Raw genomic sequence first — 24,880 nt, 5'->3', positions numbered from 1 at the left:
TCGTGCTGATTGCCCTGCCCCCCGCAAGGGGCCATGCGACGATGGGGCCATGAACACCGAGCCGGCGCCGAGATGGCGAAGACTGGAACCGGACGAACGGAAGGAACAGATCTACGCTTGCGCGGCGCGGCTGTTCGGTGAACGCCCCTACTCCGCAGTGTCCACTTCGGACATCGCGGCCGCGGCAGGCGTCGCGCGGGGGTTGATCAACCACTACTTCGGCACGAAACGTGAGCTGTACCTGGAAATCATCCGCCGCGCGCTGACCGTGCCGCGGCTGGCGGTGGAAATCCTCCCCGACGGGCCGCTGGAGCTGCGCGCGGACGTCGCCATCGAGTGGTTCCTCGACATGGTCACCAGCCAGGAGCGGATGTGGCTGGCCGCGATCGCGCCCGAAGGCATCGGCCGGGACCTCGAGGTGGAGCGGATCCTCGAAGAGGCCGACCGCGAATCCGCCGACCGCGTGCTGGAGGCCGTCGGGCTGTCCAGCGCGAGCGACCACGGACCCGAGCTCAACGCGCTCGTGCGCGCGTTCGGCGGCATGGTGAAGTCGGCGGGCCGGGAATGGCTCGTGCGCCGGTCGCTGACCCGCGACCAGGTGCACCTGCTGCTGGCCAAGTCGCTCGTGACCCTGGTCGGCGAGATCTTCCCGGCCATCCGGCGGGAACCGCCGCGCACGGCCGCCCCGGCGCCGCGCCAAGGCGGCGATTGACAGACCGAAGCCCCCGGCGCCACGAGGGGGAGGAGGGCGCCAGGGGCTCCGGGTCGATGGGCGAACCACCGACGCACGCCCACGGTACGCCGGAGCGCTGTCAAGTCGCTGTCAGCCCCGAGCCGCCCGATTCGTCCAGTTCGGCCAGCCGGTGCGCGAGCCCGTCGAGACACCGCTGAACGGCGTAGTCGTAGAGCTGCGCGTAATACCCCGCGGCGAGGTCGGGATCGCCCATCAGGTCGTGCATCGCCGCCCCCAGCTCGGCCATCCCCGGCAGGTCGGCGCGCTCCCGGTAGGTCGCGTACTCCTCGGTGTTGTCGATCCGCAGCGCGAGCGCGCCGTCGCGGTCGTCCTCCATCGCGACGAACTGGCACGCGGTCATCAGCAGCAGGTTGTAGGCCAGCACGCTCTCGCGGCCGAACCCCGCGTTCAGCAGCACGCCGACCCCCGCGTCGATGCTGCGCGCGGCCGCCCGGACCGACGGGCCGAACAGCGCGAGCCGCCGCGCGCACCCCGGGTACGTCCGCAGCAGCGCGCGCAGCCCGGCCAGCAGCTCGGTGAACCACTCCTGCCACGGCAGCCGCTCGTCGGGCAGCTCCAGCAGGCCGACCACCCGGTCGACGACGGCGTTGACCACCGCGTCCCGGTCGCCGACGTGGTGGTAGATCACCGCCGGGTAGGCCTCGACCGAGCGCGCGAGCTCCCGCAGCGTCCAGTTGTCCAGGCCGCGTTCGCCGGTCAGGGTGGTCGCCGCGCTGATGATCCGGTCGGCCGTGAGCGCCGGCAGTCCCGCGGCGGCGCGTGACCGGGGGCGCTGTCCGGTGCCCGAGGATGAGGTCGGCATGGGGCGTAACGGTAACCGCACGGGCCGTGTCCGTGCCAGCTCCGCGCGGGTACGGCAGGATCGAAGGCATGGCACGCGCACAGGCCAACGGTCTCGAGCTCGAATACGACACCTTCGGCGATCCGGCGGACCCGCCCCTGGTGCTGGTGATGGGCCTCGGCGCCCAGATGATCACCTGGGAGGACGGCTTCTGCGAGCTGCTCGCCGGCCGCGGGTTCTTCGTGGTGCGGTACGACAACCGGGACGTCGGGCTGTCCACCTGGCTCGACAACCTGCCCGCGCCGGACCTGGCGGCCCTGGCCGCCGGCGACCTGACGAGCGCGCCGTACCGGCTCTCGGACATGGCCGACGACGCCGTCGGGCTGTTCGACGCGCTCGGGATCGCCCGGGCGCACGTCGTGGGCGCGTCGATGGGCGGGATGATCGTGCAGCAGCTGGCGATCGACCACCCGGACCGGCTGCTGTCGGTCACGTCGATCATGTCGACGACCGGCGACCCCGCGGTCGGGCGGGCCGAGCCGTGGGCGCTGGCGCTGCTGACGCGCCCGCCGGCGAACACCCGCGAGCAGGCCATCGCCGACAGCGTCGAGGGCTACCGCGGGCTCGGCTCCCCCGGCTACCCGGACGACGAGGCGTTCCTGCTGGCCAAGGCGGCGCTGCACTACGACCGCGCCCGCCACCCGGTGGGCACGCTGCGCCACGCGGCGGCGGTGATGGCCTCCGGCGACCGCACCGCGGGACTGCGTTCGGTCCGGCTGCCCGCCCTGGTCGTGCACGGCGACGCCGACCCGCTGATCAACGTCAGCGGCGGCAAGGCGACGGCGGAGGCGATCCCGGACGCGGAGCTGGTCGTCATCCCGGGCATGGGCCACAACCTGCCGCGCGCGGTCTGGCCGGAGCTCGCCGACGCGATCGGCCGCGTGACGGCCCGGAGTAGATAAGGCGTAAAGAACCGGCGGCCCGCGCGTAGGGAATGTGTCCTGGGTCATGCTCCCGGCCGCGGTCGCGAGTGTGCTGGCGGGCATGACAGGTGGTTTCGGGTTCCCGTTCGGCTGCGTGGCCGCCCTGGCCGCGCTGATCGTCGCGGACCTGGCCGGAGCGACGGAGCACCCGTGGTACGCGCTGGTCACGCTGGGCGTGGTCGTGGCGCGGACCGCGTACCGGACCTCCGCCGGCGCCGCGGCCGGGGTGGCGGTGATCGCCTGGTCCCTGCACGACGGCTTCGTGCTCGGCCGCGCCGGCGAGCTGGCCTTCGACCGGGCTTCGGTGGTGGGGGCGTTCGTGTTCGGCTCGGCATTCGTGGCGGGCCTGCTCGCCCACGCGACCCTCCCGGCACGCGAGTTGACCCTCCCGGCACGCGAGCCGACTGTCCGGGCACGCGAGTTCACCGGCCGGATCCTCCCGGCCCCGTGATCAAGTCCGGCGCGATCGGGAGGCCCGCCGGGCGGAGGAGATCGATGCACGCGAACCGACCCTCCCGACGCGCGAGTTCACCCGCCGCGCCCTCCCGGCCCCGTGATCAAGCCCGGCGGGATCGGGCGGCCCGCCGGGCCGCCAAGGCGGCGATGATCCGCGGCAAGCCCGCCGGGTGCAGAGGGTCGATGCCGGTCAGGTCGCGGACCCGGCGCAGGCGGTAGTCGACGGTGTTGGGGTGGACGTGCAGCTGCGTCGCGGTCCGGCGCCGGTTCGTCTCCGACGCGAGGTACGTCTCCAGCGTCCCGACCAGCTCGGGGTGCGCCTCCAGCGGCGCGAGCACCGCGGCGAGCCGGTCGCGGGCCGCGCCCGGGCGGGTCAGCTGGTACTCGACCAGCACGTCGTCCAGGCGGTACAGGCCCGGCGGACGGCCGAACCACCTGAGCACGTCCAGCACCTCGCCGGTCTGCCCGGCCACCTCCCGGACCTCCTCCGGCGCCGCCGTCTCCGCCGCGGCCAGCACGTCGACGCCCGCCGCGCGCCCGGCCGCGTCGAGCACCTCGTGCCACCCCGGCACCTCGCACAGCCGGCCGGCCAGCGGGAGCAGGACGAGGCCGCCGGGACCGTCCAGGGACGCGAGGACGCCGTCGCCGCAGAAGCGTTCGAACGCGGCCAGGAACCGGCGGAGCTTGCGGCGGACCGCGATCTCGGCGTCCACCCCCGGCGACGCCTCGTCGGCGTGCGGCCCGAGTTCGACGCTCAGCACCAGGTACCGCGCCGGCAGGGCGATGCCGGCGCTGCGGGCGACGACGTCGACCGGCCCGCCGTCGACGAGCACCGATAGCAGCGTGCGCCGCGCCGTGTGCTCCTGCCCGACCTTCGTGCGCAGCTCCTCCAGATAGCCGCGCGTGACGGCGCCCGTGACGGTGCCGACGAACGCGAGCACCCGGTCGGCGACGACGAGGAGGTCGGCCACGTCGGCGCTGCCCGCTTCGGCGGAACCGACGGCGAAGATCTCCCGCGCACCGACGTGGTACGCCGTCAGCACCGCCTCCAGCGGGAAGCCCTCTTCGGCCCGGCGCACCGCGGACGCGCCGATCTGCCGCAGCTCGGCGGCGTTGAGCTCCCGGTCCTCGCGCAGGCTCCGCGCGAAGGCGCGCACCGCCTGCCGGGTGATCCCCGCGATGTCGCCGGCCAGCTCCTCGACCGGCAGCCGCCGGTAGTCGGCGACCTCGGCCTGGATGCGGGTCAGCACCCGCGTGATCAGCTCCGGCTCCTCCCGGGTGAGCCGCTCGTGCACGCGCTGCCCGCCGAGGGCCAGGTCCCCAGCCGGTTTGTGCTCGGTCACAACCGATCCCCCCGTTCTCTGCCCGGACTCCCAGTCAATCCGGCCACGCCGGGTGCCGATGGTGTCACGGAAGCCAACCATCGGCACAACGTCAAGGAGGGCGGCGTGCGCACGAGGACAACGGCGTTCATCGCGATCATGGTCACCGCGCTGGCGAGCGCGACGGCGGGCACGGCGACAGCGGGCACCACCGGGGAGTACGTGGCCCTGGGGGATTCGGCGGCGGCCGGGCCGCTGATCCCGCCGCCGGACCTCTCCTCCCCGGGCTGCCTCCGGTCGCTGCTCGACTACCCGCACGTCGCCGCGAAGGAACTCGGCGTCCCGCTGAAGGACGTCACGTGCTCCGGCGCGACGACCGCGGACATGACCGCGCCGCAGCGGACGTCGTCCGGCCCGGTGCCGCCGCAGCTGGACGCGCTGAGCGCGCAGACCCGCACGGTCACGGTGACCATCGGCGGCAACGACATAGGCCTGGTCGGCGCGGCGACGAGCTGCATCAACCTGCTGCCGGGCATCGCCGGAGACTGCGTCGACCGGTACACCGCGGGCGGGCACGACCAGCTGGCCGAGAAGATCGCCGCGTTCGAGCCGACGTGGGGTGCGCTGCTGGACGCCATCCACGCGCACGCGCCGAACGCGGACGTCTTCGTCGCCGGGTACGGGACGTACCTGCCGCACAACGGGTGCTGGCCGATCGCGCCCCTGACCCCGCGCGACGCGAACTACATCCAGGGCAGCATCGACAAGACGAACGCCGCCCTGGCCCGCCAGGCCGCGGCGCACGACGCCCGCTACGTCGACGTCAGGACGGCTTCGATCGGGCACGACGTGTGCAAGCTGCCCGGGGTGAAGTGGTTCGAGAGCCTGGTCCCGACGTCGATCGCGGCGCCGCTGCACCCGAACGCCGACGGCATGCTCGCCATCGGCGCCCTGGTCGCCTCGGCCGTCGGGGCGCCGGTCAGCGGCTCGACGGACAGCGGGTCGCCGGTCAGCGGGTGAAGTCCCAGCGGGACGCACCGTAGGGCTCGGCGCAAGCAACGCCGATCGCCCGGGTGGGCACGAGTCGGTACAGGAACCACGGCGCGGGTCCGGCGCTCGGCGCCATGAACGGCGCGTGGAACCCGCCGCTTTCCACCGTCGCGGGCCAGCCGCCCTCGCGGTAGACGGCGGCGACCCGTTCGAGGGTGGCGGGATCGGCGACGTGCTCGGCCTCGCCCTCCAGGGTGAGGTCGAGGCCGTTCAGCCGCACCGACACGGTGCACGCCGGGTTCGCCGCCAGGTTGCGGGCCCGGCGGGTGCCCGGCCCGCTCACGAAGTACAGGGCGTCGTCCACCCAGATGGCGCCGACGCCGGCGGCGTGCGGGCGCCCGTCGGGGCGGACGGTCCCGACGAAGAACGTCAGGTTCTCGTGCGGGGTCTGGGTGGCGAGGAGCTCGCGCGCCCTGCTCCACGGCAGCGCCGCGGACCCGTTCTGGTCGAGGTTCTTGGTGTTCGTCGGCTCGGTCATGCCTACGCGTCGAACGGGACGACGGCGGATCGACACGCGGCGAGGGTTTTCGCGCCACCGGGATCGTCATCGCTGGTCGCGGGCACGATCGCCAGCTCGTCGATCCCGGCTTCGGCGTACTCCCGCGCCTTCGCGGCGACGTCCTCGCGCGAGCCCAGCAAACCCACGGCCGCGATCGCCTCGGCCGGCACCGCGGCCAGCAGCTCACGCGGGTGCGGGCGGGTGCGCGCGAAGTCCACCAGGGCACCGAACCCGGCCTCGCGGAACATCTCGCCGTACCCGGGCGCCGCCAGGTACCCGACGACACCGCGGCGCAGCTGCTCGATCTCCGCGGGGCCCGGGTCCACCGCGCCGACCACCCACGCGGCGACCGGCGGCGGCGTGGTGCCCGCCCGCGCGGCCGCGTCCCGCAGCCCCCGCACCAAAGAAGCCGCGGCGGCGGGGCTGACCAGGTTGACCACCATGCGGTCGGCGTGCCGCGCGGCGACGTCGAGGGCCCGCGGGCCGAACGCGGCGATCGTCAGGGGCGACTTCGGGGCGGCGAGGCGCAACCGGTACCCGCGGGACCCGACCACGGTGCCGTCCACAGTGGACTTCTCGCCGGAAACCAGCTGCCGGACCGCGATCGCGGACTCCGCCAGGGCCGTCGCCGCGCGGTCGCGGGACCGGCCGTGCCAGCCGCGCACGACGACGTCGCTGGACGTCCCCAAGGCCACCCCGGTCGAGCGGCCGGTCAACGCCGCCACGGACGCGACACCCACGGCGATCGTCGCCGGATCCCGCACCGTCACCGCGAGAGGCCCGAAGGTGAGGGAGATCCGCGAGGTCGCCGCGCCGATCGCGGTGCCGAGCGCGAACGCGTCCCACGTCGCCATCTCGCCGATCCACAGCTCGGGGTAGCCGGCGGCCTCGGCGGCGCGCGCGGTTTCCAGCGCCTCCTCCGGCGGGCGGTCCTGCCAGAGCCCCAGCGACACCGAAAGCCTCATGCGGATGCCTGCACGATCATGGTGACCACGGTAGTGAACGAGCCGCCGACGTTCAGCGTCAACGCCGTCCGCGCGCCCTCGACCTGCGTCTCACCCACCGTGCCGGTGACCTGCCGGGCCACGTCGTGCAGCATCCGGACGCCGGTGGCGCCCACGGGGTGGCCGAGGCCGATCAGGCCGCCACCCGGGTTGATCCCGGCCGCGTCGAGCCCGCCGCCGGCGACGAACCGGCCCGCCCCGCCGGGTGGCGCGGCCCCGAGGTGCTCCAGGGCGACCAGCCCGGTGATCGTGAAGCAGTCGTGCAGTTCGACGACGTCGAGGGCGTCCGGCCCCGGCACGTCCGCCCGCCGGTAGGCGTCGACGACGGCGCCGCGCAGGTGCGGGAACAGGTACTCGCCGCCGGAAGCGAGCTTCTCGGCGAGGCCGATGTGCGCGGTGCGGTGCCCGAACCCCGCGATGCGCGGGAAGCCGCCACCGAGGCGTGCGGCGAACGCGGGCGAGGCCAGCACGACCGCCGCGGCGCCGTCGGTGATCCGGCCGCAGTCCTGCTTGCGGAGGCGGCCTTCGACGACCGGGTTCAGGGCGTCGTCGGGCCCGAACGCCCCGGCCGGGAAGCGCCAGTCGCGGGCCTGGGCCAGCGGGTTCAGCGCCGCCCGCGCGAAGGCGTGCTCGGCGAACAGGCCGAGGTGCGCGGGGTCGAGGCCGTACCGCTCGTCGTACGCGGAGGCGACGTCCGCGAACAGCGCGGGCCACGGGAACGCGGCGGCGACGGCTTCGTGCCCGGCCCAGGCGGCGGACCCGAGGTGCTCGGCGGCGCGCTGCCCGTCGGTGTTGCGCATCAGCTCGACGCCGACGACCAGCGCCACGTCGTAGCGGCCCGCCTCGAGGTCCGCGCACGCGGCGAGCACCGCGGTGCCGCCGGACGCGCACGCGGCTTCGTGCCGGGTCGAGGGCACCCCGTCCAGCTCCGGGACCGCGGCCACCAGCAGCCCGCCCAGCTGGGCCTGGCCGGTGAAGAGCTCGGCCGCGAGGTTCCCGACGTGCGCGACCTCGACGTCGCTCGCGCTCACCCCGGCGTCGGCCAGCGCGGCGGGCACCGCCTCGGCGAACAGCTCGAGGATCCCGCCGCCCTCCTTGGTGACGTTGCGCGCGAAGTCGGTCTGCGCCCCGCCCAGCACGAACACCGTCATGGCTTCACCCCAGGCTTTCCCGCAGCTGCCGCTTGAGGATCTTCCCCACCGGGTTGCGCGGCAGGGCGTCCGCGTACTCGAGGCGTTCCGGCAGCTTGAACGCGGCCACCTTCTTCTCGCGCAGGTACGCGACCAGCTCGTCGAGCGAGGGCTTGCGCGAACCCGGCACGACGACCGCGCACACGCGCTCCCCCATGACGTCGTCGGGGACGCCGACCACGCCGACGTCGGCGACGTCCGGGTGCCCGGCCAGCAGGCCCTCGATCTCGGCCGGCGAGATGTTCATCCCGCCGCGGATGACCAGGTCCTTGGCGCGGTCGACGTACCGCAGGAACTCCCCGCGGTCCCCCGCGATCTCGAAGACGTCGCCGGTGCGGAAGTGCCCGTCCTCGTCGAAGGACGACGTGTCGAGCGGTTCCCCCAGCGAAGTGAGGTACCCGGCGAAGACCGTCGGCCCGGCGATGTGGAGCTCGCCGGGCCGCCCGGGTTCGGTCACGCGCTCGCCGGTGACCGGGTCGTGCAGCCGCACCGACGTCCAGCCGGCGACGGGCGTCGACCAGGTGACGGCGGAGGCGTAGTTCGGGAAGTAGCTCGCGCGCTGGTCCGGGTCCGGGATGTCCACCGGACCGGACAGCAGCGCGGTGCCTTCGTTGGAGCCGAAGAAGTTGATGATGTCGATGCCGTGCCGCCCGGCCCAGGTGCGCACCAGCCACGGCGAGAGCGGCGCCGAACCGGATCCGATCTTCCGCAGCGCCGAGATGTCCACTCCGGACAGGATCTTTTCGTTGTGCAGCAACATGGTGAGCAACGTCGGCGGCGCCAGCGTGTACGTCACGCGCTCGGCCGCGAGCTGCGCCAGGAACACCGGCAGGTCGAACGGGTGGTGCGGGACGAAGACCGCGCCGGTGAGCAGCCACGGCAGGAACATCCCGCCGATGCCGGCCATGTTCGTCATCGGGAACGGCGACAGCAGGACGTCGTCACGGGTGATCCCCGCGGCTTGGACGCAGCCCGCGGCTGTCGCGAGCCAGTCGCCGTGGCAGCGCGGGACGGCCTTCGGTTCGGCTTCGGTGCCGGACGTCCAGCAGATCGTCACGCAGTCGTCGACGTCGGCTTCGGTCAGGGAGGAGTCCAAAGTGGATTTCTCCGCTTCGGACAGCGGGTCTTCGGGCCAGGCCAGGGCGCCGGCCGGTTCGTCGTCCCCCGGGCGACGACGAACCGGACCGACGGCGCCGAAGCGCCTAGCCCAAGGGCCGCCCCGGCGAGCGGGTGCTCGCCGTATCTGGATGCCGTGACCACCCCGACGGCCCCGGTGCGCCGGCACATCGGGCCCATCTCGTGCTCCCGGTAGGACACCGGGAACGGGGTGACGACCGCGCCGATCCGCACGATCGCGAGGAACGCCTGGACCAGGGCCGAGCAGTTCGGCAGCTGCACAGCCACTACGTCCCCTGCTCGCACCCCTCTGGCGAGCAGGAACGCGGCCAAGACGTCGACGCGTTCGTCGAGCCGGCTCCAGGTCCACCGCACCGGGTCGCGTCCGACCAGTGCGGTGGTGTTCGGTGGATCGACCAGCGCGAGACCCTCCGGGTCGGCACCTACCCGCTCCTTCACGAGCCGGTCGATCGTCTCCGCACTCCACCATCCCCGCGTCCGGAAGTCCCGGGCGCGACCCTCTCGATGGCACTTCATGCGCGGAGGGTGTCCAGCTGGTCCGCCCGGACCCACGTCGCGTGGAAACCGAGCGGGACCCGCTGGGGAAGCAGGACCCTGGCCACGGGTCCGGCAGCGAGATCGGCGGCGTCGAAGATGTCCAGTTCCGAGCGTCCCTCGCGCTCGTCCTGCACGAACGTCACCAGATAACCGTCCGCCGAATCGACGGGTGCTCCTTCGCGGGGTGCGAACGGAGCCTCACTGCCCCACCGGCCGGGACCGAACCGGTATTCGGTCTTGGCGCCGGCAAGATTGTCGTAGCGCACGAGCCCGTCGAACTTCAGCGTCGACTCGGGCGAGATGTGCACCGTGTAGGAGTACCGGTTCCGCCGGCCGACCCCGCGGGCGTCGACGGTCGGGAACTCGGTGTTGTCGTCGTCGAGCGGGGCCTCGCGGCACACGCCGGTCCGCAGGTTGAAGCGGTAGCGGTGCAGCGACGCGTCCAGCCGCAGGTAGGAGAGCATCTTCGCGAGCGGGGTGTGCGCGTCGGCCCGAGGCTGGGGCTTCTGCACGCGGCAGACGTCGAGGACGGCTTCTTCGCCCTGCTCCCAGGCGTTGACGACGTGGTAGATGTAGCACGGGCTCGCTTCGAACCACTTGATCTGGCTACCGTCTCCGTAGCGTGGCATCACGCCGAAGCGGCTCGGCATCGAGCGGTCGAAGTGCAGTTTGTGACGGCCCAGCTTCGCGGCTTCGACGTCCTGGACCAGCGGCAGGTCCATCAGCACCGCGTAGTGCTCGGTGATGGCCATGTCGTGCGGCAGGCGCGGGCCCGGGAGCTCGATCTCGGTCGTGTTCACGACCTGGCCGTCGGCGCTGATGACGCCGTAGCGCAGGTACGGCGGGCGCGGGCCGTAGTCGAACCAGAACAGCTCGCCGGTGGCCTCGTCCACCTTGGGGTGGGCCATCATGTCGCCGACCAGCGTGCCGAGGAAGTCCTCGGCGCCCAGCGTCTCCAGCGAGAGCGGGTCGACCGAGTACGGCGAGCCGCACAGGTACCAGGTGGCGAGGACGCGGCCGCGGTGGAAGATCACGTCGGTGTTGGCGTTGTCCTTGAGCCCGAGGCCGTGCGCGTTGCCGAAGGGGTTGTCCTTCGGGTCCTCCATCACGCCGGTCCAGAGCGCCTTGCCGGCGGCCGACTCGGCCTCGAAGGCCTTGGTGCGGATCCAGCGGTTGCGGTAGCGCGCCTTGCCGTTCTCCAGGTGGACGGCGTGGATCATGCCGTCGCCGTCGAACCAGTGGTAGCGGCCTTCCGGGGCGAACCGCGGGTTGGGGCCGTTGCGCAGGTAGACGCCGTTGAGGTCCTTCGGGATTTCGCCGATGACCTGTAGGTCTTCGGCATCGACCTCGGTGCCGACGGGGGCGTAGACGCCCAGGAGGTAGGGGTTGGCCTCGCCGGTGTCCGCCGTCCGGGCCACCATCAGCGGCTGTTCGGAGGTGCTGGTCATCGGGCTGCTCCCTGATTCTCGGGCTCACCGCGCTGGCTGATGGGGATGAGACTATGATTTGTGTACCCAGGTGTCAATAGGCTTCTTATCCTGTAGTCAGGTGTACGCTGAAGCCGTTAGGTAAGAGGGGGATGGTTTGGTCGAGGCGACTGCACAGCGCATCCGGCCGGCGGGGGATCCGCTCCGCCGGGCGCTCGAGCTGGTCGGCGACCAGTGGACGCTGCTCATCCTGCAGAGCCTGTTCCTGCGCTTCCGGCGCTACGAGGAGCTGCGCCTGCGGCTGGGCATTTCGCCGACGGCGTTGTCCGGGCGGCTGCGGGACATGGTGGACGCGGGCATGCTCACGCGCGTGCCGTACCGGGACGCGCGCCGCACGCGGCACGAGTACCGGCTCACGGAACGTGGCCTGGAGCTGTGGCCGCTGCTGATCTCGATCTGGGCGTGGGAGCGCGAGTGGGTCGAAGGGCGCCGCGAGGTGCTGCCGACGCTGATCCACCTCGACTGTGAGCTGGCTACATCAGCGCCCCTCGGCTGCGGGGCCTGCGGGCGCCGGGTCGATGCCCGTGACGTGCGGGCGTCGCGCCTGGACAGCACCGGCGTCGCGGCGGCGACGGCGTCCAAGCGCTTCCGCCGCAAGGACGCCGAGTCACTGGCCGGCGACCCGCTGATGTTCTTCCCCGACACGATGGAGCTGCTCGGCGACCGCTGGTCGACCGGTCTGCTGGTGTCGGCGCTGCTCGGCTGCCGGCACTTCTCGGAGTTCGAGCGCGAGCTGGGCATCGGGCCGAGCGTGCTGTCGGCCCGGCTGAGCAAGCTCGTCGAGGTGGGCGTGCTGCGCACGGGCACGGCCGCCACCCGCACGGACGCGCGCGACTACCGGATGACGGCGAAGGGGCTGGCGTTCTTCCCGGCGCTGGCGTTCATCGCGGAGTGGTCACGCGGCTTCGAGGTCGTGGGCCAGGAGCCGGACATCACCCTGCACCACGTCGAGTGCGGCAACCGGCTGCAGCCGATGCTGCTGTGCGACCATTGCGGTCGGCCGCTGACCCGCAAGTCGGTCCAGTTCGGCGGCGTGCCGTCGCCCAAACGGTGAGCACTGTGGCGAAATCGACTCGCCAACGGCTCCGGCCGATGCCAGGCTGGAGTGGTCACACGTCGTCACTTTCGGAGGTAAGCATGAGTGAACCGGATCCCTCGCCCACCGGCGAGGAGGACGACGTCAAGCGCAAGTTCCGCGAGGCACTGGAGCGCAAGCAGGCGCACGCGCGCACGGGAGCCTCCCACGAGAACGCGGGCGGCAAGAACCAGCACGCCCACGGCCCGGCGGCGAACAAGCGAACGTTCCGCCGCAAGAGCGGCTGAGACTCCAGGCCGCTGAAGGCCACCACCGCGGGGTGGTGGCCTTCAGTGCGTTCAGGGGGTGAACGAGCCCAGGTGGTCCAGCACCACGAACTCGCTACCCGGGCTCGCCGCCGCCACTGCGGACCGCAGCACCTCCAAACCCCCGTTCGGGTCGTGTGCCTGGCCCAGCGGCAGGTCGAAGTCATCCCAATGCGTAGCCGCCACATAGCGCGGGTTTCCCAGGACACGCAGCAGCCGCGGGACGTACTGCGTCACCTTCGCGCCTCCCACCGGCAGCAGCACCACATCGGGCCGCAAGCCCTGCAGTTCCGGCTCCACGTAGTTCGAGCCGCCGAAGTTCAGGACGGTTGCCCCGCTTCCCGAAACCGCGTACGCCAGGGTTCCGCCCTCCACCAGGTCCTCGATCACCCGCGGCCGGTCGCGGCGGGAGAGCGGGCGCGAACCCGGGAACGGCACCTGGGCCCGTGCGCCCACCGCCGAGTGGAGGGAACGGAGGATGCGGATCGAGTAGCCGTCGAAGGTCAGGTCTTCGCCGCCGCTGGCCACCGCCAGCTGGTCCTCCGGGGCACCCAAAGCCGCCATGAGACTCAAATGCGTCTCGGTCCCGAAGACCGTCGCGCCGGTGCGTTTTGCCAGGTAGGGGACGTCCGTCAAGTGGTCGTAGTGGCCGTGGGTCACCAGGATGTGGTCCGCGCGCAACGAGCCGCTGTCGAGGTAGCTGTCGATCAGCGCCCGGTTCACCGAGAGCGGCGTCTTCGGGTCTGCACCCGCCTTCGTGTACGTCCCCGTCTTGAAGCGGGTCAGCCACGGGTCGATGAGGATCGTCTTCGCCCCGACGCGGATTTCCCACCCGTTGTTCCCCCACCACCGCAGCGTCATGCCGGAAGCCGGAGAAGCCGAGGCGGAAGCCGCCGGGGCGCCCGCCAGGATGGCCGCCGCCGCCGCGCCCGCGCCGAACAGCCCGCGTCTGCTGAGTCCTGTGTTCATACCGGGCACCTGACCACGGACCGCGCGGTGCTGTCCAAGATCGAGACGTCGGCAAGTCGATAGGGAAACGGCTATCGTCGCAGCGTGGACCACCTTCGTTCGCTGCGGTACTTCCTCGTCGTCGCCGACGAACTGCACTTCGGCCGCGCCGCGGACCGGCTCGGGATCGCGCAGCCGCCGCTCAGCCAGCGCGTCAAACGGCTCGAAGCCGAGCTGGGCGCGAAGCTGTTCGACCGCGGCCGCCGCGTCACGCTCACCGAAGCCGGTGAGGTGCTCCGCGCCGAAGCGCGGGACCTGCTCTCCCGCTGGGACCGGATGACGGCGCTCGTCGCGAAGGCGGAACGCGGCGAGACGGACGCCCTGCGCGCGGGCGTGCCGCCGGAGCTGCCCGGGCGGGTGCTGGCCGCGATCCTCACCGAGTTCGCGGAGCACCACCCCGCCGTCCGGCTCGACCTGCAGGAGCTGACCACCGCCGAGCAGGCCCGCCTGCTGGCCGACCGCGAGCTCGACGCCGGGCTCCTGCAACTGCCGGTGGACGTCGTCGGGCTGGACCTCGGCCCGGCCGTCGACACCCCGCTCGGCGTCGTCCTCCCCCGCGACTCGCCGCTGGCGCGCCGCGCCGAACTCGCCCTCGCCGACCTGGCCGGCGAAGGTCTGGTCCACTCGCCGCGCGCGGCCGCGCCGGGCAGCTACGACGCGCTGCTGCGCACCTGCTGGGACCACGGCTTCCGCCCGGCGTCGATCCGCCACGCCCGCAACCCGGAGTTCGTGCTCGGCCTGGTCCTGGCCGGCCACGGCGTGGCCTTCGAGCCTCGCGCCCGCAAGGAACCGCGGGTGGTCTGGCGGCCCCTGACCGGCCAGGTCCTCCGCGAGCGGATGGCGTTCGCGTGGCCGTCGTCGAGCCCGCACCCGCAAGCCGCGAAACTCGCCGAAATCACCGCCGGCGTGCTGAAGGACGACGGCGTCTCGCGGATCGTGCCGGAGCCGCCCACCGCCCGGCCGTGGGACGTCTTCTACGAGCGCAGCTGATCGACCGCCGCACGGGCCGCGTCGCCGATCGCGCGGTCGATGTCCGGACGGCGCAGTGTTTCCGCCCCGCCCACCGTGAACACCGCCACCGCGTACGAAGTGCCGTCCGGGTAGGTCGCGATGCCGATTTCGTTGCGGATCCCCGGCATCGTGCCGGTCTTGCCGGCCACCGCCACCTCCGGCGGGAAACCGGCGGTCAGCCGGTGCCAGCTGACCTGCGCCGACATCCACTCGCGGACCTGGGCACCGGGGCCGGGGTCGCTCCAGATCGCCGAGAGCAGCGTCGTCATCTCGCGCGGCGTCGTCGCGGAAGTCCGCAACGGATCCAGCGCGCGCAACGGCCGTCCCGCACCGGTGTCCTCGATGATCGTGCGCAGCAGATCCCGCGGGGCGCCGATGACGGAAGTCCGCGTCAGGCCCAGCTCCGCCAGCAACGAGCGGACGTTCTCGACGCCGACGCGGTCGAACAGCAGGTCCGCGGCCGTGTTGTCGGACACCGAAAGGGCCAGCAGCGCCGCGTCCCGCAGGCTGTACTCGGCGTCGTCCGCGAAACCCGCCGAGCCGGTGCCGCCGAGCCGGTCCGCCGCCGCGGCGCGCACCCGGTCCGCCGGGTCCAGCAACCCCGCGGCGACCTGGCGGGCGAACTCGTACGCCAGCGCCACCTTCACCACCGACGCCAGCACGACCGGGGAATCGGCGTCGACACCGACGCAGGCAGGAGAACCGAGACGGCGGGCGTGCAGGAAACCCCGCACACCCGCCGCCGCGAAGATCTCTTCAGGAAGAGGACTCACCCGGTCATGATGGACCGCAGCCGCCCGACCTCCGCCATCCGCCGCTCGGCGAGCCGGTCGGCCGCCGTCGCCGGGGGCACGCCGTCGGTCTCGGCCAGCGCGAACACGGCCTTCGTCGTGTCGTAGATGGCCGTGGTCTTGCGCTTCGCGCGCTCGAAGTCGAAGCCGTGGCGCTCGTCGTCGACCTGGATCACGCCGCCGGCGTTGACCAGGTAGTCCGGCGCGTACAGCACACCGCGGTCGGCGAGCTGCTTGTCGACGCCGGCGTGCGCGAGCTGGTTGTTCGCCGCGCCGCAGACGATCTTCGCGCCGAGCACCGGCACGGTCTCGTCGTTCAGGACGCCGCCCAGCGCGCAGGGCGCGAAGACGTCCAGCTCGGTCCGCAGCAGGGTGTCCACATCGGACGCGACCTGCACGCCCGGGTAGCGGTCGAGCGTGCGCGAGATCGCCGGGGCGTGGACGTCGGTGATCGTCACCTGCGCGCCGGCGTCCACGAGGTGCCCCACGAGGATGTGCCCGACCTTGCCGACGCCGGCCACGCCGACGCGCTTGCCCGCCAGGTCGGGGCTGCCCCAGAGGTGCTCGGCCGAGGCCCGCATGCCCTGGAAGACGCCGAACGCGGTGAGCACGGACGAGTCGCCGGCGCCGCCGTCCTCGGGCGAACGGCCGGTGACGTACTGGCTTTCGCGGGCCACGACGTCCATGTCGTGCACGTACGTGCCCACGTCGCACGCCGTGATGTAACGGCCGCCCAGGGACTGCACGAAACGCCCGTACGCGCGCAGCAGCGCTTCGGACTTGAGCGTCTTCGGGTCGCCGATGATGACGGCCTTGCCGCCGCCGAGGTCGAGGCCGGCCAGCGCGTTCTTGTAGGCCATGCCCTTGGACAGCGCGAGCACGTCGTCGAGCGCGTCCGCTTCGGTGGCGTAGGGGTGGAAGCGCGTCCCGCCCAGTGCGGGGCCGAGCGCGGTGGAGTAGATGCCGATGATGGCCTTCAGGCCACTGGCCTGGTCGTGGCAGTACACGACCTGTTCGTGCCCGGAGTTCCGGGCGAACACTCCTTCGGTCACGGTGGTGACTCCTTTGTCTCCCGCGCCCGGTTCGTGGCCGGGACGCGCTTCACGGGTTGGCGGGATCCCGGCGCGCGGAGGTCGTCCGCCCGTTGGGTGCCCGGCACCAACCTAGATCCCCGGTGATCGCCGGACCAGTGGAGGTCTCGCGATACGGACCGGTAGCCGATCTTTCGGGGGTCGGGGGGCATGCCCCCGGCTGGGGTCTGGGGCTCGGCCCCGGAAGACTCAGCCCCGGACCACCGTGCCGAGGGTGGTCATCGCCGTCTCCAGCTGCGTGTCCGACAGGTACGGCGCCGGCCCGAAGCGCAGGTACTGCCCCCGGCTGTCGGTGCGGACGCCCTCCACGGCCAGTGCCGCCTGCAGGCCGGCGGCGTCGGCGCAGCGCAGCGAGAGGAACCCGCCGAGCCGGTCGAGCGGCGTCTCGCGGTCGCGGCTCACGACGTCGGCGGGCAGGTCGAGCTTGTCGAACACCGACGCGAGCAGCCCCACCTGGTGCTGCGACACTTCGCGCAGGAACTCCGGCGTGAGCCCCTGCTCGGCGAAGAACCGCTGGACCCGGACGCCGCGGTAGTGGCTGGCCGGGTCGTAGGTGGCGCCGGCGAACCGGTCGCCGCCCGTGGCGTACGGGACCGCTCCGGGGTGGCGCACGTCGGCCAGCGCGCCGAACTCGGCGTACCAGCCGGTGATCACCGGCCGCAGCTCCTGGGCGTGCGCGGGCAGCCGCAGGAAGCAGTTGCCCTCGCCCAGCTGCAGGTACTTGTAGCCGCCGCCGAGCACCCACGCGTTGGTGAGCCCGAGGTCGTGCAGCGCGAACGGCACGACGCCGAGCGCGTGGTAGGCGTCGACGACCAGCTCGATCGAGCGGCCGCGGCAGACGTCGGCGAGGTGCGCGAGCCCCGGCACCAACCGGGACGTCTCGAACAGCACGGCCGACACGAGCACCGCGGCGGTGTTGCCGTCGACTTCGCCGGCGACGCGCTCGGCGAGCGTGGTCACCGGATCGAGCGGCACCCGCACGACCTCGACGCCCTCTTCTTCGAGGCGGGCCAGCTGACGGCGCAGCGTGTGGAACTCGCCGTCGGTGGTGACGAGACGCGGTCTTCGCGGCAGCTCCATCGCCGACAGGAAGCGCAGCACCAGGTCGTGCGTGCTCGCGCCGAGCGCGTATTCGCCGTGCGGGTCGCCCAGCAGCAGCCGGAAGCCCGCGCGCAGCTCGTCGGCCTTCGCGAAGGCGCGCTCCCACTTGGCGTCGACGTCCCGCGCGGCGTCCGCGAAGGACTCCAGCAACCCCTCCTCCGCGACGTCCGGCCACGCCTGGTGCGAGTGCCCGGACAGCAGCAGGCGCTCCCGCACCGAGAACCGCGAATAGTGCGCGGCCAGGGCGTTGTCGTCCGCGCGCAGATCGTCCAAGGTGGTCACAGTCGGCTCCGTACTGCCCAGAGATCCGGGAACATCGGCTGGAAAAGCGTGGTACGCAGGTAGGTCGCGCCGGATGATCCTCCCGTCCCGGTCTTGTCGCCGATGGTGCGTTCGACCATCTTCACGTGCCGGTAGCGCCACTCCTGCATCCCTTCGTCGAGATCGACCAGACACTCCGCGACGACCGACGGTCCGCCGTCGTCGCTGTACACGTCCAGCAATATCGCCTGCAGGGCCGGGGACGGCTCCACCGGTCGAGTGACGTCTCGATCACACTCCACGGAATAGCCAGAAGCCTTGAGATACGCGAGAAAAGAGTCGAACAAGGACGGTCGCGCCATCGCTTCGGAAATGCGTTTCCGCTGCTCGCCGCCTTCGGGGTAGTGCGCGAACACGCGCTCGTCGCGGCGCCCGAGCACCGCTTCCAGCTCGCGGAACTGCGCCGACTGGAAGCCGCTCGAAGCGTCCAAACGGGCGCGGAAACTGGTGAATTGGCTGGGCGTCATGGTTTCCAGCACGTCGATCTGCGCGACGGCGACCTTGAGGATCGTCAGGATCCGGCGCAGCGTGCGGATCGAATGGGCAGTGTTGCCCTGTTCGAGATTCGCCTGGAGGAACGCGGCTTCGTGCAGGATCTGCTTGAACCACAGCTCGTACACCTGGTGGATCACGATGAACAGCAGCTCGTCGTGCTCGTCCGACCGCAGGCGCTGGGCGTTCAGCACCTCGTCCAGCCCGAGGTACGAGGTGTAGCTCAAAGCTTCCTGGGTCGCTTGGCTGGTTTCGGTCATCCCTTGGTCACCTCGTCGAAATGGCGCTGAGCGGGTTGCGCGAGCGCGGTGTACAGATCGTGGAACAACTCGACCGCGGCCGCCCGGCGGTCCGGTGCGGGCACCAGGTCGGCGGGCAGTTCGGGGTCGAGCGAGGGGAACATCCGGAAGGTGTGCACCAGCCGGGTGCGGACCTCGAACGCTTCGGCGTCCGGGGTGTCCCTCCCCGCGTACCCGCCGAACTGGTCGACGAACGCGGTGTACCGCGCCGCCAGGTCGTCGAGGTCCCAGGCCCGGCCGGCGAACCGGCGGACGTCCAGCGCGGCCGAGGGACGGCCGAGCAGCAGCCCGGCGTGCTCGGTGACGTCCAGCTCGCCGAGCAGGGCGACGACCTCCGCCTCGCGGTCGTGCGGGGCGATCCAGGTGCCGTCGGAGTAGGGCCCGAACCCGAGGAACCGCAGCCGCCGCACCAGGCGTTCCCGGGCTTGGCGGCGGCTCTCCGGGATGCTCTGCCACAGCACGGTCCACTCGCCGGCGGCGCGCTCGCGGCGGCCGAGGGAGAAGATCCGGTGGTCGCCGTCGGCGAGCAGCGCGATGGTCCGGCGGGTCAGCGAATAGTGCACGGTGCGGCCTTCGCGGTGGCGCTGCAGCAGGCCGCGGCGCACCAGGCGGGTCAGCGCGATGCGGGCCGCGCCGTCGGAGAAGCCCAGCTCGGCGAGCACCGCCACCAGGCCGCCCGACCACACCCGGCGGGTCTCGCGCGGGTGCACGTAGCTGCCCAGCAACGTCACGACCAGCTCCTGGGGGCTGGCTTCGAAGGCGTCGGCGGGCATGGGCGCAACTCTATACACCCCAGGCCGCTGCGGTGTAGCTTGATTTGCGTGACGTACTTCGCGGACCTCAGCTCGCGCCAGGTCGCCGCGCTGGCGGACGGCGAGCGCGTCCCGGTGCTGCTGCTGCCGCTGGGCGCGATCGAGCCGCACGGCCCGCACGCGCCGCTGGGCACGGATCCGCTGATTTCGCGCGGGATGTGCGAACGCGCGGCCGACCGGCTGGCCGCCGACGAGGACGTCCACGTGCTGGTCCTGCCGGAAGTGCCCTACGGCGTGACGCGCTTCGCCGCCGGGTTCGCCGGGGGCGTCCACATCGGCGAAGAGACGCTGCACGCGCTGCTGGTGGACATCGGCGCGGCCCTGATCGGCCAGCGCCTCCGCCGGATCCTGCTGGTCAACAACCACTTCGAACCCGCGCACCTGGTGACGCTCCGGCGTGCGGTGGAGACCCTGAACTTCGCCTACGACGGGCGCGTCGCCCTGCTCGACCTGGTCCGGCGGCGGCACGCCCAGCGGCTGACCGAGGAGTTCCGCTCGGGCGAGTGCCACGCGGGGCGCTACGAGACGTCGCTGGTGCTCGCCGACCGGCCCGAGCTGGTCGACCAGGCGCTGATGCGGACGCTGCCGCACGTGCCGGTCAGCCTGGCCTCGGCGCCGGAGGACGGCGGTTTCCGCGAGATGGGGATGACCGAGGCGTACTGCGGCAAGCCGGCCGAGGCGACCGCCGAAGAGGGCGATACGACGTTCTCGACGTTGACCGACCTGCTGGTGGAAGCGATCCGGGAGCTGGCCCGTGAGTGAGCCGTTCAACCTCGCCACGCACTTCCTCGACCGGCACGTGGCCGAGGGCCGCGGCGACCGGACCGCCCTGCTCGTCGGGGACCGTTCGGTCAGCTACGCCTCGCTGGCGCGCCTGGCCAACCGCGCCGGGCACGTGCTGCTCGACGCCGGGGTCCGCCGGGGACAGCGGGTGCTGCTGGCGCTGAGCGACGGCGACGAGTTCGTCGCGGCCTGGTACGGCGCCCAGAAGATCGGCGCGGTCACCGCCGAGGTGTACCCGTTCCTCCAGCCCAAGGACTACGCGTACTACCTCGGCTACACCGAGGCCGTCGCGGTGCTCGCCGACGCCGTCACCCTGCCCGCGTTGCGCGCAGCGGGCGCGCGGAACCTGCTGGTCACCGGCGTACCCGACGACGAGCTGCGGCCGGGCGAACGTCCATTCCGGACCTTGGTCGACGCGGCACCGGACTCGCTCGACGCGGCACCGACCACTGTGGACGACGTCGGGATCTGGAAGTTCACCACCGGCAGCACCGGCGCGCCCAAGGCGTGCGTGCACCCCCTGCGCAGCCCGCTCGAGAGCTTCGAACGGTACGCCGTCCAGGTACTCGGCCTGCGGGAAGACGACCGGGTGCTCGCCGTCCCCAAGCTGTTCTTCGGCTACGCGCGCGACCTGGTGGCGCTGTTCCCGTTCGGCGTCGGCGCGGCCGGGATCGCGTTCCCCGAGCGCAGTACGGCGGACCTGGTCTTCGAGCTGATCGCCCGGCACCGGCCGACCGTCCTGGTCAACGTGCCGACCATGATGAGCGCGATGGTCGCCCACCCGGCCGCGGCGGAGCAGGACCTGAGCTGCCTGCGGATGACGACGTCGGCGGGCGAGGCGCTGCCGTCGGAGCTGCACCGGAAGTGGGACGCGGCCTTCGGCGTGCCGGTGGTCGACGGGATCGGCTCGTCCGAGGCCTACCACATCTACCTGTCGAACCGGCCGGGCGAAGCACGGATCGGCACGCTCGGCACGCCCGTGCCCGGCTACACCGCCCAGGTTGTCGACGAGCTCGGGAACCCGTTGCCGGACGGGGAAATCGGGCGGCTGCGGGTGACCGGGCCGACGATCGCGCTGGAGTACTTCGGCGACGCCGAGAAGTCCGCGCGGACGTTCGACGGCGACACGCTGACCTCCGGTGACCTGTTCAGCCGTTCCGAGGGTTTCTTCCGCCACCACGGCCGCGCCGACGCGCTGCTCAAGGTCGGCGGGGTGTTCGTCGCGCCCGGCGAGATCGAGGACTGCCTGCTCGGCCATCCTTCGGTGGTGGACTGCGCGGTGGTCGGCCACGAGGTCGACGGCCTGGTCGTGCCGCGCGCGTATGTCGTGGTGCGGGCGGGTGCCCCGGTGTCGGCGGACGAGCTCAGGGACCACGCGAAAGCCCACCTGGCCAAGCACAAATACCCCCGCGAAGTGGTGTTCATGACGGAACTCCCCCGTACCGCCAACGGAAAGCTCGACCGGCGCGCGCTGGCGGGCCGCCCGTGAGCCGCCTGGTCGTCGTCACCGGCGGCACCCGCGGCATCGGGGCCGCGATCGCCGAGCGGTTCCGGGCCGCCGGGGACGAGGTGCTCGCGCCGGGCCGCGCCGAGTGCGACGTCACCGACGAGGAAGCCGTGGCGGCGTATTTCGCCTCCGCGGGGCCGGTGGACGTGCTGGTGAACAACGCCGGGATCTCGTCCAGCGCACCGGCCGCGAAGACCTCGCTCGCCGACTGGCGCGGGCAATTCGAGGTCAACGCCACCGGCGCGTTCCTGTGCACCCGGGCGGTGCTGCCGGGGATGCGCGAACGCGACCGCGGCCGGATCGTCACGGTGGCGTCGACGGCCTCGCACGCCGGCTACCGCTACACCGCCGGGTACACCGCGTCGAAGCACGCGGCCGTCGGGCTGATGCGGGCGGTCGCGGCGGAGCTGGCCGGCACCGGCGTCACGGCGAACGCGGTGTGCCCGGCGTTCGTCCGCACCGACATGACGGCGACGTCGGTGGCGCGGATCCAGGAACGCACCGGACGCGCGCTTCCCGAGGCGGAATCCGCGCTGGCGGCGGCATCGCCGCTCGGCAGGCTGCTGGAACCTTCGGAGGTGGCCTTCGCCGTCGCCTTCCTGGCGGCGCCCGAAGCCGCCGCGATCAACGGCCAGACCCTCGTACTCGACGGCGGAGGAATCCAGAAATGAGCCCGTTCCGCGCGACCGCACCGCTGACGAAGGAGTGGGAACACTTCGAGTTCACCGTGGCCGACGGGGTGGCCACGGTGACGTTCACCCGCCCCGAAAAGCTGAACGCGCTGACCTTCGACGTCTACGCGGACCTGCGCGACCTGATCACCGAGCTGCCGCAGCACGAGGACGTGCGGGTGCTGGTGATCACCGGGCAGGGCCGCGGGTTCTGTTCGGGCGGCGACGTCGAGGAGATCATCGGCGAGCTGCAGAAGTTCGAGACGGCGGAGCTGCTCGAGTTCACGCGCATGACGGGCGCGGTGGTGAAGGCGCTGCGCGAGTGCCCGCTGCCGGTGATCGCGGCGGTCAACGGCGTCGCGGCGGGCGCGGGTTCGGTGATCGCGCTGGCCAGCGACTTCCGGCTGCTGGCGCGGTCGGCGAAGTTCGCGTTCCTGTTCACGAAGGTCGGCCTGGCCGGCGCGGACATGGGGTCGGCCTACCTCCTGCCGCGTCTCGTGGGTCTCGGCCGGGCGACGGAGCTGCTGATCCTGGGCGACAAGGTGTCCGCGGAGCGCGCTTCCGAAATCGGGCTGGCGACGCAGGTGGTCGACGACGCCGAACTGCCCGCGACGGCGTCGGCCTTGGCGCGACGGCTGGCGGACGGCCCGGCCCTGGCGTACGCGACGACGAAGGTGCTGCTGACCCGCGAACTGGACATGGACCTCGGCAGCGCGATCGAGCTGGAGGCGATGACGCAGGCCCTGCTGATGACGGCCAAGGACCACAAGGAGTTCTACGCGGCGTGGTCCGCGGGCCGCGAACCCCGCTGGACCGGCCGCTGAGCCGGCCGGCCCCGGATCGGGTTTGAGGACGGGCGTTTCGGGCATTCTTCCGTAGACCTGCTCAGGGGAAGAGTGGCGAATCCATGGTGCAGAAAGAAAAACCGTTGTCCCGGATCGAATCGTGGGCGGTCGGGCACCGGCTGTGGGCCTGCCTGTTCGTGGCCGTCTTGTGCGGCGGAGCCGCCTGGTGGTTGACGGTGAAGTACGACCGGCCGAGCACCGGCGAGTTCGTTTTCTGGGCCGTGATCCTGATTCCGCTCGGGGTCGGGCACACTTGGTTCGTCCTCACCCGCCTCAAACGCCGGCGCGGCCGGGCCTGAGCAGCTCGTCGAAGAGCGTGTCCACGAGACCGCGGGAAACCACAGCTCCGGTGAGCGCGCCGTAGACGATCGGGCCGACCAGGGCGTCGATCGCGGCGTCGGGACCCAGCACGGGCGCGATCTCGCCGGCGTCGATCGCCCGCACGAACATCGCGCGTTCCTGCTCACGACGGGGCCCGAGGTACCGCGAGTGGAAACTCTCCGCCGTGCCGGGGTTGTGCTGCGCCTCGGCGATGAGCGCGAGCAGGATCTTCCCGGCGGGGTCGCGCGTGAGGAACCGCGCGAAGCCGCGCAGGTAGCCGCGGATGCCGGCGGCCGTGGCCTCCTCCGCGGGGACGGGGATGCACTTCGCGCTGTCCTCGATGAGCGTGTCGAGGAGGATCTCGACCTTCGACGGCCACCAGCGGTAGATCGTCTGCTTGGCCACCCCGGCCCGGCGCGCGATCGCCTCGACGGTCAGCGCTCCGAAGCCGTGCTCGACGAGCAGGTCGTCCGCGGCGTGCAGCACCGAAAGGCGGGCGGCCTCGTCGCGCCGGTTGCCGGAGCGGGGCCGGGGGTTCGCGGCGGGCATGCGGACACGATACCGGCCGCCGGTCCCGGATCTCGTGCTACTGTCTAGACGCAACGTCTCGTCTAGTCAATCCGGAGTCCTCATGCCCGACGCACTCGTCCTCGGCGCCTCCCGCGGGCTGGGGCTGGTCCTCGCCCGCGAACTCGTGCGCCGCGGCTGGCAGGTCGTCGCCACGACCCGCGGTGGCGCCGCCCCGGACGGGGTGACGGTCGAAACCCTGGAGATGACCAGCCCCGAAGAGCTGGCCGCCCTGCGCTCGCGGCTGACCGGCCGCCGGTTCGACCTGCTGTTCGTCAACGCGGCCATCGACCGCGGGAACCTGCCGATCTCCGACGTCCCGACCGCCATGTTCACCGAGGTGATGGTCACGAACGCGTTGAGCCCGCTCCGCGCGCTGGAGGCCCTTCGCGACCTGGTCGTCCCGGGCGGAACGATCGCGGTCATGTCGTCCGAGCAGGGCAGCATCTCGCGCAACACCGAGGAGGGCTACGAGCTCTACAAGGCCAGCAAGGCCGCGCTCAACCAGCTGATGCGCAGCTACAGCACCCGCCACGCCGGCGACGGGCACACCAAGCTCCTCCTCGACCCCGGCCACAACCGGACCCGGCTCGGCGGTCCCGGCGCGCCCCTGCTCCCCGAGGAGAGCGTCCCGGCGGTCGTCGACGTCCTCGAGGCGCAGGCCGGCGCCCCCGGCCTGCGGTTCCTGGACCGCCACGGCGAGGTCGTCCCGTGGTAGC

28 protein-coding genes are annotated in these 24,880 nt (G+C 72.3%); 13 read left to right on the top strand and 15 right to left on the bottom strand.

The features are described from left to right. The first annotated feature begins 49 nt into the window (after positions 1-49). Positions 50-712: a TetR/AcrR family transcriptional regulator gene (locus ACH54P_RS41605; RefSeq protein ID WP_489908793.1), complete on the top strand. Its 663-nt coding sequence runs from the start codon at positions 50-52 to the stop codon at positions 710-712. A 100-nt stretch (positions 713-812) separates the two neighbouring features. Here the strand turns inward: ACH54P_RS41605 and ACH54P_RS41600 are convergent, their stop codons facing one another. Continuing rightward, positions 813-1,556, bottom strand: a complete 744-nt coding sequence (locus ACH54P_RS41600) for a TetR/AcrR family transcriptional regulator (RefSeq protein WP_489908792.1) — start codon at positions 1,554-1,556, stop codon at positions 813-815. A 68-nt stretch (positions 1,557-1,624) separates the two neighbouring features. On the opposite strand from ACH54P_RS41600, the gene ACH54P_RS41595 reads away from it, so the two are divergent. Together ACH54P_RS41595 and ACH54P_RS41590 are read left to right on the top strand one after the other, a co-directional pair. Further along, on the top strand, positions 1,625-2,497 hold the full coding sequence (locus ACH54P_RS41595; RefSeq protein WP_489908791.1) for an alpha/beta fold hydrolase: 873 nt from the start codon (positions 1,625-1,627) through the stop codon (positions 2,495-2,497). Between the two features lie 82 nt (positions 2,498-2,579). Then, positions 2,580-2,969: a hypothetical protein gene (locus ACH54P_RS41590; RefSeq protein WP_489908790.1), complete on the top strand. Its 390-nt coding sequence runs from the start codon at positions 2,580-2,582 to the stop codon at positions 2,967-2,969. Positions 2,970-3,075: 106 nt separating this feature from the next. Here ACH54P_RS41590 and ACH54P_RS41585 read toward each other — a convergent pair whose 3' ends face one another. Then, a complete protein-coding gene (locus tag ACH54P_RS41585) occupies positions 3,076-4,317 on the bottom strand; it encodes a PucR family transcriptional regulator (RefSeq protein WP_489908789.1) in 1,242 nt (413 codons plus the stop codon). Positions 4,318-4,455: 138 nt separating this feature from the next. On the opposite strand from ACH54P_RS41585, the gene ACH54P_RS41580 reads away from it, so the two are divergent. After that, the gene (locus ACH54P_RS41580; protein WP_489916938.1) at positions 4,456-5,316 is read left to right on the top strand and encodes an SGNH/GDSL hydrolase family protein; all 861 of its coding nucleotides are present in this window, start codon (positions 4,456-4,458) and stop codon (positions 5,314-5,316) included. On the opposite strand, the gene ACH54P_RS41575 is transcribed toward ACH54P_RS41580, so the two are convergent. From ACH54P_RS41575 to ACH54P_RS41550, 6 genes are all read right to left on the bottom strand, one after another. Further along, on the bottom strand, positions 5,306-5,824 hold the full coding sequence (locus tag ACH54P_RS41575; protein WP_489908788.1) for a pyridoxamine 5'-phosphate oxidase family protein: 519 nt from the start codon (positions 5,822-5,824) through the stop codon (positions 5,306-5,308). The two genes, ACH54P_RS41580 and ACH54P_RS41575, sit on opposite strands and share 11 nt — an antisense overlap. A gap of 2 nt (positions 5,825-5,826) precedes the next feature. Then, positions 5,827-6,810, bottom strand: coding sequence for an LLM class F420-dependent oxidoreductase (locus ACH54P_RS41570; protein WP_489908787.1), 984 nt, complete (start codon positions 6,808-6,810; stop codon positions 5,827-5,829). After that, entirely contained in the window at positions 6,807-8,000 is a 1,194-nt protein-coding gene (locus ACH54P_RS41565) for an acetyl-CoA acetyltransferase (RefSeq protein WP_489908786.1), read from the bottom strand. The genes ACH54P_RS41570 and ACH54P_RS41565 overlap by 4 nt, the downstream gene beginning before the upstream one ends. A 4-nt stretch (positions 8,001-8,004) precedes the next feature. After that, positions 8,005-9,135, bottom strand: coding sequence for an ANL family adenylate-forming protein (locus tag ACH54P_RS41560; protein ID WP_489908785.1), 1,131 nt, complete (start codon positions 9,133-9,135; stop codon positions 8,005-8,007). Further along, entirely contained in the window at positions 9,120-9,614 is a 495-nt protein-coding gene (locus ACH54P_RS41555) for an AMP-binding protein (protein WP_489908784.1), read from the bottom strand. The genes ACH54P_RS41560 and ACH54P_RS41555 overlap by 16 nt, the downstream gene beginning before the upstream one ends. A gap of 74 nt (positions 9,615-9,688) precedes the next feature. After that, a complete protein-coding gene (locus ACH54P_RS41550; RefSeq protein ID WP_489908783.1) occupies positions 9,689-11,161 on the bottom strand; it encodes a carotenoid oxygenase family protein in 1,473 nt (490 codons plus the stop codon). 136 nt (positions 11,162-11,297) lie between these two features. On the opposite strand from ACH54P_RS41550, the gene ACH54P_RS41545 reads away from it, so the two are divergent. Further along, positions 11,298-12,254, top strand: a complete 957-nt coding sequence (locus ACH54P_RS41545) for a winged helix-turn-helix transcriptional regulator (protein ID WP_489908782.1) — start codon at positions 11,298-11,300, stop codon at positions 12,252-12,254. Between the two features lie 83 nt (positions 12,255-12,337). Further along, positions 12,338-12,523 (top strand): DUF5302 domain-containing protein, encoded by a 186-nt coding sequence (locus ACH54P_RS41540; RefSeq protein WP_489908781.1) that lies wholly within the window; start codon positions 12,338-12,340, stop codon positions 12,521-12,523. Between the two features lie 51 nt (positions 12,524-12,574). Here the strand turns inward: ACH54P_RS41540 and ACH54P_RS41535 are convergent, their stop codons facing one another. Further along, the gene (locus ACH54P_RS41535; RefSeq protein WP_489908780.1) at positions 12,575-13,510 is read right to left on the bottom strand and encodes an MBL fold metallo-hydrolase; all 936 of its coding nucleotides are present in this window, start codon (positions 13,508-13,510) and stop codon (positions 12,575-12,577) included. An 84-nt stretch (positions 13,511-13,594) separates the two neighbouring features. Here ACH54P_RS41535 and ACH54P_RS41530 point away from each other — a divergent pair, with 84 nt between their 5' ends. Continuing rightward, a complete protein-coding gene (locus tag ACH54P_RS41530) occupies positions 13,595-14,539 on the top strand; it encodes a LysR substrate-binding domain-containing protein (RefSeq protein WP_489908779.1) in 945 nt (314 codons plus the stop codon). On the opposite strand, the gene ACH54P_RS41525 is transcribed toward ACH54P_RS41530, so the two are convergent. From ACH54P_RS41525 to ACH54P_RS41505, 5 genes are all read right to left on the bottom strand, one after another. Further along, entirely contained in the window at positions 14,524-15,333 is an 810-nt protein-coding gene (locus ACH54P_RS41525) for a serine hydrolase (RefSeq protein ID WP_489908778.1), read from the bottom strand. The genes ACH54P_RS41530 and ACH54P_RS41525 overlap by 16 nt on opposite strands. Next, positions 15,330-16,403 (bottom strand): Glu/Leu/Phe/Val dehydrogenase dimerization domain-containing protein, encoded by a 1,074-nt coding sequence (locus tag ACH54P_RS41520; protein WP_489908777.1) that lies wholly within the window; start codon positions 16,401-16,403, stop codon positions 15,330-15,332. Before ACH54P_RS41520 ends, ACH54P_RS41525 begins: the two co-directional genes overlap by 4 nt. 228 nt (positions 16,404-16,631) lie before the next feature. Beyond that, positions 16,632-17,825 carry a kynureninase gene (locus ACH54P_RS41515; protein WP_489908776.1) on the bottom strand — a complete coding sequence of 398 codons (1,194 nt, stop codon included), beginning with the start codon at positions 17,823-17,825 and terminating at the stop codon, positions 16,632-16,634. After that, the gene (locus ACH54P_RS41510) at positions 17,822-18,616 is read right to left on the bottom strand and encodes a tryptophan 2,3-dioxygenase (protein ID WP_489908775.1); all 795 of its coding nucleotides are present in this window, start codon (positions 18,614-18,616) and stop codon (positions 17,822-17,824) included. Before ACH54P_RS41510 ends, ACH54P_RS41515 begins: the two co-directional genes overlap by 4 nt. Continuing rightward, on the bottom strand, positions 18,613-19,428 hold the full coding sequence (locus ACH54P_RS41505; protein ID WP_489908774.1) for a PaaX family transcriptional regulator: 816 nt from the start codon (positions 19,426-19,428) through the stop codon (positions 18,613-18,615). Before ACH54P_RS41505 ends, ACH54P_RS41510 begins: the two co-directional genes overlap by 4 nt. 48 nt (positions 19,429-19,476) lie before the next feature. Between ACH54P_RS41505 and ACH54P_RS41500 the strand changes: the two genes are divergently transcribed. The 5 genes from ACH54P_RS41500 to ACH54P_RS41480 all read left to right on the top strand — a co-directional run bounded on the left by ACH54P_RS41500 (position 19,477) and on the right by ACH54P_RS41480 (position 23,572). Continuing rightward, on the top strand, positions 19,477-20,229 hold the full coding sequence (locus ACH54P_RS41500) for a creatininase family protein (protein ID WP_489908773.1): 753 nt from the start codon (positions 19,477-19,479) through the stop codon (positions 20,227-20,229). After that, a complete protein-coding gene (locus tag ACH54P_RS41495) occupies positions 20,222-21,739 on the top strand; it encodes a benzoate-CoA ligase family protein (protein ID WP_489908772.1) in 1,518 nt (505 codons plus the stop codon). The genes ACH54P_RS41500 and ACH54P_RS41495 overlap by 8 nt, the downstream gene beginning before the upstream one ends. Continuing rightward, positions 21,736-22,428 (top strand): SDR family NAD(P)-dependent oxidoreductase, encoded by a 693-nt coding sequence (locus ACH54P_RS41490; protein WP_489908771.1) that lies wholly within the window; start codon positions 21,736-21,738, stop codon positions 22,426-22,428. The genes ACH54P_RS41495 and ACH54P_RS41490 overlap by 4 nt, the downstream gene beginning before the upstream one ends. Further along, the gene (locus tag ACH54P_RS41485) at positions 22,425-23,252 is read left to right on the top strand and encodes an enoyl-CoA hydratase family protein (RefSeq protein ID WP_489908770.1); all 828 of its coding nucleotides are present in this window, start codon (positions 22,425-22,427) and stop codon (positions 23,250-23,252) included. Before ACH54P_RS41490 ends, ACH54P_RS41485 begins: the two co-directional genes overlap by 4 nt. 83 nt (positions 23,253-23,335) lie before the next feature. Then, a complete protein-coding gene (locus ACH54P_RS41480) occupies positions 23,336-23,572 on the top strand; it encodes a hypothetical protein (protein WP_489908769.1) in 237 nt (78 codons plus the stop codon). Here the strand turns inward: ACH54P_RS41480 and ACH54P_RS41475 are convergent. Further along, a complete protein-coding gene (locus ACH54P_RS41475; protein ID WP_489908768.1) occupies positions 23,547-24,143 on the bottom strand; it encodes a TetR/AcrR family transcriptional regulator in 597 nt (198 codons plus the stop codon). The genes ACH54P_RS41480 and ACH54P_RS41475 overlap by 26 nt on opposite strands. Positions 24,144-24,225: 82 nt before the next feature. Here ACH54P_RS41475 and ACH54P_RS41470 point away from each other — a divergent pair, with 82 nt between their 5' ends. Beyond that, complete coding sequence (locus tag ACH54P_RS41470; RefSeq protein ID WP_489908767.1) at positions 24,226-24,879, top strand: SDR family NAD(P)-dependent oxidoreductase; 654 nt, start codon at positions 24,226-24,228, stop codon at positions 24,877-24,879. Position 24,880: the final 1 nt, after the last annotated feature.

This window comes from Amycolatopsis sp. N2S4-7, assembly GCF_058119595.1.
The sequence above is the reverse complement of the archived record's forward strand: the minus strand, read 5'-3'. Positions and strand labels throughout refer to the sequence as shown.

What these genes read in the sequence shown, in the direction of transcription:
- ACH54P_RS41505 (WP_489908774.1), bottom strand. Translation starts at nt 19,428, where the DNA reads ATGCCCGCCGACGCCTTCGAAGCCAGCCCCCAGGAGCTGGTCGTGACG.
- ACH54P_RS41535 (WP_489908780.1), bottom strand. Translation starts at nt 13,510, where the DNA reads ATGAACACAGGACTCAGCAGACGCGGGCTGTTCGGCGCGGGCGCGGCG.
- ACH54P_RS41510 (WP_489908775.1), bottom strand. Translation starts at nt 18,616, where the DNA reads ATGACCGAAACCAGCCAAGCGACCCAGGAAGCTTTGAGCTACACCTCG.
- ACH54P_RS41540 (WP_489908781.1), top strand. Translation starts at nt 12,338, where the DNA reads ATGAGTGAACCGGATCCCTCGCCCACCGGCGAGGAGGACGACGTCAAG.
- ACH54P_RS41485 (WP_489908770.1), top strand. Translation starts at nt 22,425, where the DNA reads ATGAGCCCGTTCCGCGCGACCGCACCGCTGACGAAGGAGTGGGAACAC.
- ACH54P_RS41580 (WP_489916938.1), top strand. Translation starts at nt 4,456, where the DNA reads ATGGTCACCGCGCTGGCGAGCGCGACGGCGGGCACGGCGACAGCGGGC.
- ACH54P_RS41590 (WP_489908790.1), top strand. Translation starts at nt 2,580, where the DNA reads ATGACAGGTGGTTTCGGGTTCCCGTTCGGCTGCGTGGCCGCCCTGGCC.
- ACH54P_RS41480 (WP_489908769.1), top strand. Translation starts at nt 23,336, where the DNA reads ATGGTGCAGAAAGAAAAACCGTTGTCCCGGATCGAATCGTGGGCGGTC.
- ACH54P_RS41600 (WP_489908792.1), bottom strand. Translation starts at nt 1,556, where the DNA reads ATGCCGACCTCATCCTCGGGCACCGGACAGCGCCCCCGGTCACGCGCC.
- ACH54P_RS41550 (WP_489908783.1), bottom strand. Translation starts at nt 11,161, where the DNA reads ATGACCAGCACCTCCGAACAGCCGCTGATGGTGGCCCGGACGGCGGAC.
- ACH54P_RS41575 (WP_489908788.1), bottom strand. Translation starts at nt 5,824, where the DNA reads ATGACCGAGCCGACGAACACCAAGAACCTCGACCAGAACGGGTCCGCG.
- ACH54P_RS41470 (WP_489908767.1), top strand. Translation starts at nt 24,226, where the DNA reads ATGCCCGACGCACTCGTCCTCGGCGCCTCCCGCGGGCTGGGGCTGGTC.
- ACH54P_RS41475 (WP_489908768.1), bottom strand. Translation starts at nt 24,143, where the DNA reads ATGCCCGCCGCGAACCCCCGGCCCCGCTCCGGCAACCGGCGCGACGAG.
- ACH54P_RS41595 (WP_489908791.1), top strand. Translation starts at nt 1,625, where the DNA reads ATGGCACGCGCACAGGCCAACGGTCTCGAGCTCGAATACGACACCTTC.
- ACH54P_RS41570 (WP_489908787.1), bottom strand. Translation starts at nt 6,810, where the DNA reads ATGAGGCTTTCGGTGTCGCTGGGGCTCTGGCAGGACCGCCCGCCGGAG.
- ACH54P_RS41605 (WP_489908793.1), top strand. Translation starts at nt 50, where the DNA reads ATGAACACCGAGCCGGCGCCGAGATGGCGAAGACTGGAACCGGACGAA.
- ACH54P_RS41565 (WP_489908786.1), bottom strand. Translation starts at nt 8,000, where the DNA reads ATGACGGTGTTCGTGCTGGGCGGGGCGCAGACCGACTTCGCGCGCAAC.